At 62.6% G+C, this 12,522-nt stretch carries 12 protein-coding genes; all 12 read left to right on the top strand.

What is annotated here, in order from left to right:
- A partial coding sequence (locus KGA89_RS23230) for an energy transducer TonB (protein ID WP_223472637.1) occupies positions 1–370 on the top strand: 370 nt, incomplete at its 5' end.
- A 38-nt stretch (positions 371–408) separates the two neighbouring features.
- Complete coding sequence (locus tag KGA89_RS23225) at positions 409–2,100, top strand: putative porin (RefSeq protein WP_003201714.1); 1,692 nt, start codon at positions 409–411, stop codon at positions 2,098–2,100.
- Between the two features lie 15 nt (positions 2,101–2,115).
- On the top strand, positions 2,116–2,763 hold the full coding sequence (locus KGA89_RS23220) for a DNA repair protein (protein ID WP_223472636.1): 648 nt from the start codon (positions 2,116–2,118) through the stop codon (positions 2,761–2,763).
- Positions 2,764–2,785: 22 nt separating this feature from the next.
- Positions 2,786–3,265 (top strand): YbjN domain-containing protein, encoded by a 480-nt coding sequence (locus KGA89_RS23215; protein ID WP_027913039.1) that lies wholly within the window; start codon positions 2,786–2,788, stop codon positions 3,263–3,265.
- Complete coding sequence (locus KGA89_RS23210) at positions 3,262–4,206, top strand: peptidylprolyl isomerase (protein ID WP_003201720.1); 945 nt, start codon at positions 3,262–3,264, stop codon at positions 4,204–4,206. Before KGA89_RS23215 ends, KGA89_RS23210 begins: the two co-directional genes overlap by 4 nt.
- 40 nt (positions 4,207–4,246) lie before the next feature.
- Positions 4,247–5,227 (top strand): LysR family transcriptional regulator, encoded by a 981-nt coding sequence (locus tag KGA89_RS23205; protein ID WP_223472635.1) that lies wholly within the window; start codon positions 4,247–4,249, stop codon positions 5,225–5,227.
- A 153-nt stretch (positions 5,228–5,380) separates the two neighbouring features.
- Positions 5,381–5,878 (top strand): GNAT family N-acetyltransferase, encoded by a 498-nt coding sequence (locus tag KGA89_RS23200; protein WP_003201722.1) that lies wholly within the window; start codon positions 5,381–5,383, stop codon positions 5,876–5,878.
- A 99-nt stretch (positions 5,879–5,977) separates the two neighbouring features.
- Positions 5,978–6,472 (top strand): hypothetical protein, encoded by a 495-nt coding sequence (locus tag KGA89_RS23195; protein ID WP_003201724.1) that lies wholly within the window; start codon positions 5,978–5,980, stop codon positions 6,470–6,472.
- A gap of 94 nt (positions 6,473–6,566) precedes the next feature.
- A complete protein-coding gene (locus KGA89_RS23190) occupies positions 6,567–7,238 on the top strand; it encodes a DUF3313 domain-containing protein (RefSeq protein ID WP_003201727.1) in 672 nt (223 codons plus the stop codon).
- A gap of 126 nt (positions 7,239–7,364) precedes the next feature.
- Positions 7,365–7,865, top strand: coding sequence for a thiol peroxidase (tpx, locus tag KGA89_RS23185; RefSeq protein ID WP_013693326.1), 501 nt, complete (start codon positions 7,365–7,367; stop codon positions 7,863–7,865).
- A 177-nt stretch (positions 7,866–8,042) separates the two neighbouring features.
- On the top strand, positions 8,043–9,359 hold the full coding sequence (locus KGA89_RS23180; RefSeq protein WP_003201731.1) for an MdtA/MuxA family multidrug efflux RND transporter periplasmic adaptor subunit: 1,317 nt from the start codon (positions 8,043–8,045) through the stop codon (positions 9,357–9,359).
- A complete protein-coding gene (locus KGA89_RS23175; RefSeq protein WP_003201732.1) occupies positions 9,356–12,451 on the top strand; it encodes an MdtB/MuxB family multidrug efflux RND transporter permease subunit in 3,096 nt (1,031 codons plus the stop codon). Before KGA89_RS23180 ends, KGA89_RS23175 begins: the two co-directional genes overlap by 4 nt.
- The last annotated feature ends 71 nt before the right edge of the window (positions 12,452–12,522 follow it).

The raw sequence follows: 12,522 nt of genomic DNA, 5'->3' as shown, positions 1-12,522 counted from the left end.
GATGGACGGCGATGCCCAATCCGGCAACGACGCCTTCAACATCGGCGCGGGCAAGGGCGGCGGCATGGCTGGGGCAGGGGGCGGGCGCCTGGGCAATGGCACTTACAGCCAGTTCCTGGCATTCACCTTCCAGCGCTTGCTGCGAGAAAACCCCGACTTGCGCAGCCTGGCGTTCTCGCTGCAGGCCGATGTCTGGCTCAGTGCCGTGGGCGAAATCACCCGGGTCGAGTTGGTCAAGTCCAGCGGCAACCCGCAAGTGGACGAACAAGTTATTTCCGCCCTGCGTGCCGCGCCCCATTTGAGTGAACGGCCACCGGCCTCCCTGACTTTACCCGTGCGCTTGTCCTTGCAGGGACGGCGGCCGGGTTAACCGACTATTTGAAAGTTTGCCAAAGGAGTTGTGTGCAGATGATTTCCAATGTGAATCGATTATCGTGGGCGATCGGCCTGGTGGTCCTGAGCCTGGCCGGGCACGCGGCCGCCGCCCCAGCGCCCTCGGAAAACGCCACGATCAATCTGATCCGCCTGCTGGTGCAGCAGGGCGTGTTGAAACAGGATCAGGCCGATGGCTTGATCGCCCAGGCTGAACGGGAAGCCGTGCAGGCCCGCCAGGCAGCCACGGCGGTTGCCGCAACGCCGGCCGGCGCGCCGGGGGACGTGCGGGTGCAATACGTGCCGAACATCGTGCGTGAGCAGATCCGCGACCAGGTCAAGGCTGAAGTCATGGCCACCGCCAAGCAGGAAAACTGGGCCCAGCCCAACACCTTCCCGGATTGGGTCTCGCGCATCAGTTTCGATGGCGACATTCGCCTGCGGGATGAGTCGCGCTATTACTCGGGCACCAACAGCAACGAAATCGTCGACTTCGCCCGGCTCAATGACAAGGGCCCCTACGACGTCAACCCCAACAGCAGCTCCAGCCTGCCGCCGTTGCTCAACACCCGTGAAGACCGCGAGAACCTGTTCCGCCTGCGCGCACGCCTGGGCATGAAGGCCGTGATTGCCCCGCAATGGACCGCGGGCATCCGCATCGGTACCGGCTCCGACAACAACCCGGTGTCCACCACCCAGACCCTCGGTGGTGGTTTTGGCAAGAAAGACATCTGGCTCGACCAGGGCTACCTGACCTGGAAGCCATCGGACGAATTGACCCTGACCGGCGGGCGTTTCGCCAACCCGTTTTTCTCCACCGACCTGTTGTATTCCGGTGACCTGAACTTCGACGGTGTGGCGGCGAACTTCAACCACAAGCTCAATCAGGACTGGGGCGTGTTCGGTACTGTTGGCGCGTTCCCGGTGGAGTACACCAACGACACCAGCACCAGCAACGGCAGCGACAAGGAGGAGAGCGACAACAAGTGGTTGTACGGTGCGCAACTGGGGGCCAACTGGGCCATCAACGACAGCAACCGGATCAAGGGGGCCATGGCCTATTACCGCTTCGACGACATCGAAGGCCAGCGCTCTTCGTCGTGCCAGCCTTGGGCCGGTGATCCAGGCTGCGACAGCGACGGTTCACGCGTGGCGTTCATGCAAAAGGGCAACACCGTGTTCCTGCTGCGCGACATCGCGCCCAATCCTCTCAACCCGTCCACCACGCCACAGCCGCAATACGTCGGCCTGGCCTCGGAATTCAACCTGCTGGACCTGAACCTGGCGTGGGACACCGATCTGCCCGAAGACCTGAAGCTGCGCAGCCAGGCCCACTACGTCCACAACCTGGGCTACGACGAAGGCGAGATGCGCAAGCGCTCCGCCGGGCAATTCGCCAACAACCTGGACAGCGATGGCGAGGTGGAAAGTGGCGCCAACGCCTGGATGCTCCAGTTCACCCTGGGTAACTCCCTGGAGCTCAAGCGCGAGGGCGACTGGAACCTGTTCGCCGGCTACAAGTACATCCAGCCCGATGCCTTGCCGGACGGCTTCAACGATTCGTCATTCCACTTGGGCGGTACCAATGCCAAGGGTTATTTCCTGGGCGGCAACTATGGCCTGGCGAGCAACGTCTTCGCCACCGGTCGCTGGTTGAGTTCCGAAGCGGTGTACGGCGCGCCGTACGACATCGATGTCTTGCAGCTTGAAATCAACACGCGCTTCTAAGCGCAGGGAGACCTCATGAAAAGGCGAGCCAAATACCCATGCCCGGCTGCGTTGCTGATGCTGGGTCTGCTGCTCAGTGGCTTGGCGCACGGCGAAGGCCTGGAAGAGCGGCTGCGGGCACAGCTGCGCAGTACCACCGCCCAGTTGCAGGCCCTGCAAAGCGAGCAGGCCCAGGCCAGCGCCGCTCGTCAGGCTGCCGAGAGCCAGGCCAAGGAGGCCCAGGCGCAGATCAAGCAATTGACCGCACAACTGAGCAAGGCCCAAGCCCTGGCCGAGCAGCTGGCCGGACATCAGCAAAACCTGCAAAACCAGGCCCAGGCCCAGGTGGCGGCGAGCAACGAGCAAATCGGCAAATTCAAGAAAGCCTATGAAGAACTGTTGACCCTGGCCCGTGGCAAAGAGACCGAGCGCGCCCGCCTGGAGGCGCAATTGACCGAGCGTGACACACAAGTGCAGCAATGTTCGGTCAAGAATCAGAAAATGTACGAAGTCGCCAAGACGCTGCTGCATGCCTACGAAACCATTGATGTGACCGACATCATGAAGATCCGCCAGCCGTTCGCGGCCAAGGCCCGGGTGCGTTTCGAAGAGCTGGCCCAGGGCTTTGGCGATGATCTCTACAAGAACCGTTTCGATGCGCCCCAGGCCTCGATCACTCACTGAACAGAACAAGGAAGACGCGAGCATGACCTCAATGATTGAATACGTCGGTGCAAAATCCCTGACCGAGTGGTTGCAGGCTGCGGGTTATCGGGTCAACGAAACCGAGCAGAACGGCATCGTGCAACTGCTCAGTGCCAGCCAGGGCATCGGCTTTGCGGTGCGTTTGGGTAATCCTGCGCCGACAGCGGGCCAATACCTGGACTTCACCTTCAGCTGCGCCTTGCGGGTACAGGGCGAGTTGCCAGCTGGGTTGGTGGCGTTGTGGAACGCCTCGCGCCGCTTTGCCCGGTTGTCGCTGCAGGGTGAGTTCCTGGTGATGGAAATGGACGTGGTGGTCGCGGCAGGCGTGAGCGCCGATCATTTGCGCAGCCACCTGGAACTGTGGGATCGCCTGTTGCAGGAGTTCATTGTCTACCTGCGTGAGTACAGCCAGAACGCGGCGCGCCTGCAAACCCCGGCCGAGCCCGTCGAGGCGCCATCGGAGGAGGCCGTCGCATCGTGAAAAAGCCGACCTTCGTCATCAGCGCCGCAGCGCTGGGCCTGCTCGCCGTGGCGCTGGTGCTGGGTCTGCGGCCGGGAAGCGATCCGGTCGCCGCGGTACAGACCGTAAGCGTTGCTACGGCCGACTCGCCGAGCCTGGCGCGCTTGGGCAACCAGCACGTCAGCCCCGATGAACTCAAGGCATTGCTGGCCGCGCTGGCTCCTGAAGTTCGCCAGCAAATGCGTGGCAATCGGGCTGCGCTGGAAGGCTGGATTCGTGCCCGCCTGGCGGAAAAGGCCGTGTTGGAGCAGGCCGACGCCCAGGGCTGGCGCGAGCGGCCCGAGGTGGAGCGCCAGACCCGGGCGGCGGCTGAGCAGATTGTGTTTCGCGACTACTTGCGGTCGGTCAGCCAGGTGCCCGCCGGGTATCCCAGTGAAGACGAGTTGAAGCAGGCTTATGACGCCGGGAAAGCCAACTGGACCGCACCGGCGTTGTACCGCGTCAGCCAGATTTTCCTGGCAGCCACCGAGCCGCAAACCGTAGAGGCGGTGCGCCGGCAAGCGCTGGAGTTGAGCAAGAAGGCCCAGGCCTCGCCCGCTGAATTCGGCGCCCTGGCCAGTCGTTTTTCCCAGGACCGCAGCAGTGCCGAGCGCGGCGGTGACAGTGGTTTCCAGCCCTTGCAGCAACTGGTCCCGCCGGTGCGTGAGGCGGTGGCGCGCCTGAAGGTCGGCGCGGTGTCGGACCCGGTGCAAAGTCCGGCGGGGTTTCATGTCATCAAGCTCACCGAACAACAGCCGGCCCGGGAAGCGACCCTGGACGACGTCCGCGAACGCCTGACCCAGGCCCTGCGCGCCCAGCGCCAGGAACAGATCGCCAAGGCCTACCTGGACGGCATGCTCGACACGGCCACGTTGAGCATCGATGGCGCGCAGTTGAGCAAGGTGCTGGAGGAGGGGCTTTAGGCCGGCCCAAATAATTCGTACAACCGACAGGGAGTCACCCATGACCTTCACCGAGCCCGCAGGACGCCAGGCTGTCACCGCATACCGCACGCCGTTGCGTGTCCCCGATCCCTGGCTGACATTGGCCGGCGGTATTGAACCGCAGGTGGCGCAGTGTTTCCTGGTCAGTGCCCGTTGCGGCTGCTTCATGCAAGCGGCTCGTAGCCTCAACGTCAAGGCAACCTGGCTGCGCAAGCAGTTGGCGCAGTTGGAGACGCGCCTGCAACGCTCGCTGTTCAGCTTCCAGGGCAGCGCCTTGACCCTCACTCGTGAAGGCCGGCAGTTGCAGGCGCGATTGATCACCCTGGCCCACGAAAGTGCGCCGCCGCTGAACGATCAACCCTTGATTCGCCTCGCCGTGGCCGAGTCGATTCTGCATGACATCCTGGGACGCGACCTGATCTCGTTGCTACGGCGCAACGCCAGCGTGCGACTGCAGATCATCACCCTGGACAGTGAACTGGCACTGCAAGCCGTCAGCGCCGACCTGGTGCTCTGGTTGAGTGATGCCCAGGTATCGGTGCCAGGGCCGAGCTTCGCCACGTTGCCCGCGGATCGACTGGCGCGGATGGACTATGTGCCGCACATCGCCAAGCGCTATTCACGACCGGCCACGCGCCCGGATTGCCTGGAGGACCTGAACGACTACATGCTGGTGCAATGGCAGGCGGACCGACACGTGGATGGCTTCGCCCCGTGGAATGCCCTGATAGAACAGCGCCGGGCCGGCGTGGTGCAGGTGCAATCCTACGAATTGATGCTGGAAATGATTCGCTGCAGCGCCTGCATCGGTCTGTTGCCGCAGTACATGAGCCGTTTCGACCGAGGCCTGGTGGCATTGCCGCAAGTGTTCGGCCCGTCGATGCAACGGTACTTGTGGATGGCCGTCAATGCCCAGGCCGAAGGCTTGCCAGAGGTGCAGATGCTTCGTGAGCTGATCCATCACACGCTGGATGAGCGCCGGGATTGGTTCCAGACCTAGCTGGTAGCACGATAATCCTGTGGGAGCGAGCTTGCTCGCGATAGCGGTGTATCCGTCAACGCGGATGCCAAAACCACCGCTCCCACAGGTTCCCCATAGCGCCTGGCGCGGCTTATAGTGATCGGCCTTGTCACGCCTCCAGGGAGGAGCTGCATGTCCGAATCATCGATCACCCTCGTACGCTTCACTGAAGCCCACATCGCCGGTGTCACCGCGCTCTACAACGATCCGGCGGTGACTCGCCAAGTGCTGCAAATGCCTTTCCAGTCCACCGAAGTCTGGCGTAAGCGTCTGGCAATGGACGACGAGCGTTTATTGAAACTGGTGGCCCTGCACGAGGGTGAAGTCATCGGCAACCTGGGACTGGAGCAGTTTTCGCGCGTGCGCCGTGCCCATTGCGGCAGTCTCGGCATGGGCGTGGCTGTCGCCTGGCAGGGCAAAGGCGTGGGGTCGATGCTGCTCGCGGCCGCGCTGGAGGTTGCGGACAACTGGATGAACCTGCGGCGGGTCGAGTTGACGGTGTACGCTGACAACGAAGCGGCCATCGGGCTGTACCGCAAGTTCGGCTTCGAAACCGAAGGCCTGATGCGCGACTACGCCGTGCGTGACGGTCGCTGGGTGGATACCCTGGCGATGGCGCGGTTGCGCTGAAGAGCCCAGCGCGCAGGCAAAGAGGGCTTTTACGTACGCCAACGTCTTGAACCTGTCATCATCGCGCTTCGCAGTACTCCCTTAATCGAGGACCGGCCCATGGACGATGTACAGCAATTGGGCGAGATGCTTCGTCACTACGCCGACAGCGAAGCGCACAAGAAACAACTGCACCAGGCCCAGGCAGCGGTCTGGGCCGAACAGATCAAGGCGTTGTACGGGCAAATCGAGCAATGGCTGGCGCCCGTCATGGCGCTCGGCCTGCTGGAACTTAGCCGTGAGACCTATGTGGCGCACGGGCCGAGCGCTCCGGTAGAGACGTCCGGTTTCAAGACTGAAAAACTGACCTTGACCATCACCGGTAGACCGGTGGAATTCGTTCCGGAGGTGATGGGCGTAGGTGGGCTGATTTCTTTGTCGATCATTGGCCTGGCGGCGACCCGTCACGGCAGTATTTCGCTGGTTTGCCAACCGCCATCGGTGCAATGGCAATGGCGCCGGACCAACGGCTTGAAGGACCCCGACACATTTGCCTTCGATGCCAACTTCCTCGCACAACAGTTGCAGAGCCTGATACCGCGTGAACGCGGCTGAATCACGCACGCGCTTCTCAGCGCAGGCAAAAACCTGTCCATTGGCTATACCTGTAGTTCCGGCCCCGCCTCGTGTGGCTTACAGGAGTGACAGCATGAAGTTTTCGTCGATGATCGGCACTGTTTGCATTGCCTCGCTCGCCTTGGCGGGTTGCTCCAGCAAAGTCACCCAGCCGGATGAGTACTCCGGGTTCCTGGGGGATTACAGCCGGCTCAAGGAAGAGAAGTCGCCGTCGGGGGCCGAGGTGATGCGTTGGGTCGATCCGAAGATCGACCCGGGCAAGTACACCAGTCTCTATATCGAGCCGACACAGCTTTACCCCAAGCCGCAGCCGACCGTGAAGATCCCCCAGGCCACGCTGTCCGGTATCACCGCTTATTACGATCAGGCCCTCAAGCGGGAAGCGGGAAAGTCCTTGCCCCTGGCGACAGCTCCTGGGCCGGGTGTATTGGTGATGCGGGCGGCCATCACGGCTGTCGGCAGCAAGACCGAAGGCTTGAAACCTTATGAGGTGATCCCGATTGCGCTGGTGGCGGCCGCTGTCAGCACGGCCAGCGGCATTCGCGACCAGGAAACCACCCTGGGCACCGAAGCGGTTTTTCTCGATGGTGGCAACAACGCGGTGGTCGCCCAGGTGGTGCGCAAAGGCACGGGCAAGCCGTTGTCCAACGAGTCCCAGGTGATGAAGCCCGATGACGTCAAAGGGGTCATCGATGGCTGGGCGTCGGATTTGCATCAGTCGTTTCTGAAATTCAAGGCTAAATAACCACCGCCGTTACCTCACGCGCCGGCGTCCAAACCACGACTTTTTATGTCCAACCATAGGTCGCGCAAGCATTTCGTGGTTAACTCCGGCCTCACCATTTTCAAACCTGTCAGAAGGAATCCGTTCATGGCTCAAGTCACCCTCAAAGGCAACCCGGTCCAAGTCAACGGCCAGTTGCCACAAGCCGGTTCCAAGGCGCCAGCCTTTTCCCTGGTTGCCGGCAATCTGTCGGACGTTTCCCTGAAGGACTTCGCCGGCAAGCGCAAAGTGCTGAACATTTTCCCAAGTGTCGACACGCCGACCTGCGCCACCTCCGTGCGCAAGTTCAATGCCCAGGCCAACGGCCTGACCAACACTGTGGTGCTGTGCATCTCCGCCGACCTGCCGTTTGCCCAGGCGCGTTTCTGCGGTGCCGAAGGCCTGGAAAACGTCCAGAACCTGTCGACCCTGCGCGGTGCCGAGTTCATCCAGGACTACGGCGTGGCAATCGCTGATGGCCCGCTCAAAGGCCTGACCGCCCGTGCCGTGGTGGTGCTGGACGAAAACGACACCGTGCTGCACAGCGAGCTGGTCAAGGAAATCGGTGAAGAGCCGAACTACGACGCTGCGTTGGCCGTTCTGAAATAAGGTATTTATTACAATTGTTAACGGCCTGGCCCTGTCCAGGCCGTTTTCTTTTGTGCTTCAAGGCGTTAGCCGACTATGTGCCAGGTAAGCCCAACGTAAATTGCCGGTAAAGGCGCTTTGCTAAACACCCGCCAGTGCTTATCGTTCAGCCTCCCGTAAAAGAAGTCCACGCGCCCAATGGTTGATCACTCCATGCAATCCTCTGTTTCCCGCAATTCCCGTCGCTGGCTGTTTGGCCTGTTTATCGTATTGGTGGTCGCGGCGCTGGCCTGGAAGTTCTGGCCCAGTGGCTCGGCGCAGAAGCCTGGGGCAGGGGATAAAGCCGCGGCAGGGCACATGGGGCGCTCGGGTGGCATGCGGCCAGGGTTCGGTGGGGCTACGGGGCCGATTCCGGTGCGGGTGGCGCCGGCGGTGACCGGGGATTTCCCGCTGTACTACAAGGCGCTGGGCACGGTCACGGCCCTCAATACCATCAACGTGCGCAGCCGCGTGGGTGGCGAACTGGTCAAGATCGCTTTCGAAGAAGGGCAGATGGTCAAGGCCGGGGACCTGCTGGCCGAGATCGACCCGCGTCCGTACCAGAACGCCTTGCTCCAGGCCGAAGGCACGCTGTTGCAGAACCAGGCCCAGTTGAAAAATGCCCAGGTAGACTTTGAGCGGTATCGCGGCCTGTACGCTGAAGACAGTATTGCCAAGCAGACCCTCGACACCGCCGCGGCGCTGGTGGGCCAGTACCAGGGCACGGTCAAGACCAACCAGGCGGCGGTCAACGACGCCAAGCTCAACCTAGAATTCACCAAGATCCGCGCGCCCATCTCCGGGCGGGTCGGCTTGCGGCAACTGGATATCGGCAACCTGGTGGCGGCCAACGACACCACGGCCCTGGCAGTCATCACCCAGACCCAACCCATCAGCGTCGTGTTCACCTTGCCGGAAAACAACCTCGACACGGTGCTCGCCCGTTATCGCAGCGGGGCGAAACTGCCAGTCGAAGCCTGGGACCGGGGCGATGTGAAGCTGCAGGCCAGCGGCGTGCTGCAAAGCCTGGACAACCAGATCGATGTCACCACCGGCACCTTGAAGTTCAAGGCCCGCTACGAGAACCGCGACCAGTCGCTGTTCCCCAACCAGTTCGTCAATGTCCGCCTGCTGGCCGACACCCTCAAAGGCGTGACCCTGGCGCCGACGGCGGCCATTCAGTTCGGCACCAATGGCACCTTCGTCTATGCCCTGGATGGCGACAAGAAGGTCACCATCAAAAAGCTGAAGATCGGCGCCAGCGACGGTGCGAACACCGTGGTCACCGAAGGCCTGGTCGCCGGTGACCGGGTGGTGCTCGAAGGCACCGATCGCTTGAAGGAAGGCAGTGAAGTGGAAGTGGTCAGCGACAGCCAGGAAGTGCCCACCACGCCGACCGAGCACCTGCAGGGCAAGTCCGCAGCGGTGCCCGCTGAACCGGTTGCGGCCGACAAGGCGAAAAAGGGCGGCGCATGAATCTCTCGCGGCTGTTCATCCTTCGCCCGGTCGCCACCACCCTGAGCATGCTGGCGATCATCCTGGCCGGCCTGATCGCCTATCGGCTGCTGCCGGTGTCGGCATTGCCCCAGGTCGATTACCCGACCATCCGTGTGATGACCTTGTACCCGGGCGCCAGTCCCGATGTGATGACCAGCGCGGTGACCGCGCCCCTGGAGCGCCAGTTCGGACAGATGCCGGGCCTGACGCAAATGGCCTCCACCAGTTCCGGTGGTGCGTCGGTGATTACCCTGCGCTTCAACCTCGACATCAACATGGACGTCGCCGAGCAGCAGGTGCAGGCCGCGATCAATGCGGCCACCAACCTGCTACCCAAGGACCTGCCGGCACCGCCGGTGTACAACAAGGTCAACCCGGCCGATACCCCGGTGCTGACCCTGGCTATCACGTCCAAGACCATGCTGCTGCCCAAGCTCAATGACTTGGTGGACACCCGCATGGCGCAGAAAATCGCCCAGATCAGCGGCGTCGGCATGGTCACCATCGCCGGTGGCCAGCGCCAGGCCGTGCGAATCAAGGTCAATCCCGAGGCCCTGGCGGCCAACGGCCTGAACCTGGCGGATGTGCGCACATTGATCGGCGCCTCCAACGTCAACCAGCCCAAGGGCAACTTCGACGGCCCGACCCGGGTCTCGATGCTCGACGCCAACGACCAGTTGACCTCGCCCAAGGATTACGCCGAACTGATCCTGGCCTACGCCAACGGTGCGCCGTTGCGGCTCAAGGACGTCGCGCAGATCGTCGATGGCGCCGAAAACGAACGCCTTGCCGCCTGGGCCAACGAAAACCAGGCCGTGCTGCTGAACATCCAGCGTCAGCCGGGGGCCAACGTCATCGAAGTGGTGGACCGGATCAAGGCCCTGCTGCCGAGCATCACCGACAACCTGCCGGCCGGCCTGGATGTCACCGTGCTGACCGACCGCACCCAGACCATCCGCGCATCGGTCACCGATGTGCAGCATGAGTTGCTGATCGCCATCGTGCTGGTGGTCATGGTGACCTTCCTGTTCCTGCGTCGCGTCAGTGCCACGATCATTCCGTCGGTGGCTGTGCCGTTGTCGCTGATCGGCACCTTTGGCGTGATGTACCTGGCCGGTTTTTCCATCAACAACCTGACCCTGATGGCCCTGACGATTGCCACCGGTTTCGTGGTGGACGATGCCATCGTCATGCTGGAGAACATCGCTCGCTTCATCGAGGAGGGCGACAGCCCGCTGCAGGCAGCACTCAAGGGCGCGAAGCAGATCGGCTTCACGCTGATATCCCTGACGCTGTCGCTGATCGCCGTGCTGATCCCGCTGCTGTTCATGGCCGATGTCGTGGGACGGCTGTTTCGCGAGTTCGCCATCACCCTGGCGGTGGCGATCCTGATTTCCCTGGTGGTGTCCCTGACCCTGACGCCGATGATGTGCGCCCGCTTGCTCAAGCGTGAGCCCAAGGAAGCAGAGCAGGGCCGTTTCTACCGAGCCAGCGGCGCCTGGATCGACTGGTTGATCGCCGCCTACGGACGCAAGTTGCAATGGGTGCTCAAGCACCAACCGCTGACCCTGCTGGTGGCGGTGGGCACCCTGGTGTTGACGGTGGTGCTGTACCTGGCCGTGCCCAAGGGGTTCTTTCCGGTGCAGGACACCGGGGTGATCCAGGGCATTTCCGAGGCGCCACAATCGATCTCCTTTGCCGCCATGAGCGAGCGCCAGCAGCAATTGGCGAAAGTGATCCTGGCGGACCCGGCGGTGGAGAGCCTGTCGTCCTACATCGGCGTGGACGGCGACAACGCCACGCTCAACAGCGGGCGCCTGCTGATCAACCTCAAGCCCCACAGCGAACGGGATGACAGCGCCACCGAGATCATTGCCCGCCTGCAGCCGCAACTGGATCGGCTGGTGGGCATTCGCCTGTTCATGCAGCCGGTGCAGGACCTGACCATCGAAGACCGGGTCAGCCGGACCCAATACCAGTTCAGCCTGTCGTCGCCGGACGCCGAATTGCTCAGCCTCTGGAGCGGACGCCTGGTCGAAGCCCTGGCCCAACAGGCGGAGTTGACCGATGTGGCCAGCGACCTGCAGGACAAGGGTTTGCAGGTCTACCTGGTGATCGACCGCGACGCAGCCTCTCGCCTGGGCGTCTCGGTGTCGAACATCACCGATGCGCTCTATGACGCCTTCGGCCAGCGGCAGATTTCCACTATCTACACCCAGGCCAGCCAGTACCGCGTAGTGTTGCAGGCCCAGGCCGGGGAGCGGATCGGGCCGCAGGCGCTGGACCAGATTCACGTCAAGACCACCGACGGCGGGCAGGTGCGGCTGTCGAGCCTGGCCCGGGTCGAAGAACGCCAGGCGCAACTGGCGATTGCCCACATTGGCCAGTTCCCGGCGGTGATGATGTCGTTCAACCTGGCACCGGGCGTGGCCCTGGGGCATGCGGTGGACGTAATCGAAAAGGTCCAGCGGGACATCGGCATGCCGGTGGGCGTGCAGACCGAGTTCCAGGGCGCGGCCCAGGCATTCCAGGCCTCGCTGTCGAGTACCTTGCTGCTGATCCTGGCGGCGGTGGTGACCATGTACATCGTCCTGGGCGTGCTGTACGAAAGCTACATTCACCCGATCACCATTCTTTCCACCTTGCCCTCGGCGGCCATCGGCGCCTTGCTGGCCTTGATTCTCAGCGGCAATGACCTGGGCATGATCGCGATCATCGGCATCATCCTGCTGATCGGCATCGTCAAGAAAAACGCGATCATGATGATCGACTTCGCCCTCGACGCCGAACGCAACCGGGGCGTCGACCCGCAGACGGCGATCTATCAGGCTGCATTACTGCGCTTCCGTCCGATCCTGATGACCACCCTGGCGGCCTTGTTCGGTGCAATACCGCTGATGTTCGCCACCGGTTCCGGCGCCGAACTGCGCCAGCCTCTGGGGTTGGTGATGGTCGGTGGGTTGTTGGTGAGCCAGGTGCTGACGTTGTTCACTACCCCGGTGATCTACCTGTATTTCGATCGACTGGGGCGCCGGTTTGCCAGGCCCGATGGGAAAGAGGTGCAGGTATGACGGCGACGCCCGAAATCCTGGGGCATTTGTGGCGAGGGAGCTTGCTCCCACATAGCGGGAGCAAGCTCCCT

Origin of the sequence: Pseudomonas sp. A-RE-22 (genome assembly GCF_019956035.1) — a bacterium.
In the GTDB taxonomy this organism is placed as follows: Bacteria; Pseudomonadota; Gammaproteobacteria; order Pseudomonadales; family Pseudomonadaceae; genus Aquipseudomonas; species Aquipseudomonas brassicacearum.
Note: the sequence above shows the minus strand (reverse complement) of the source record. Positions and strands in the feature narration are given on the sequence as shown.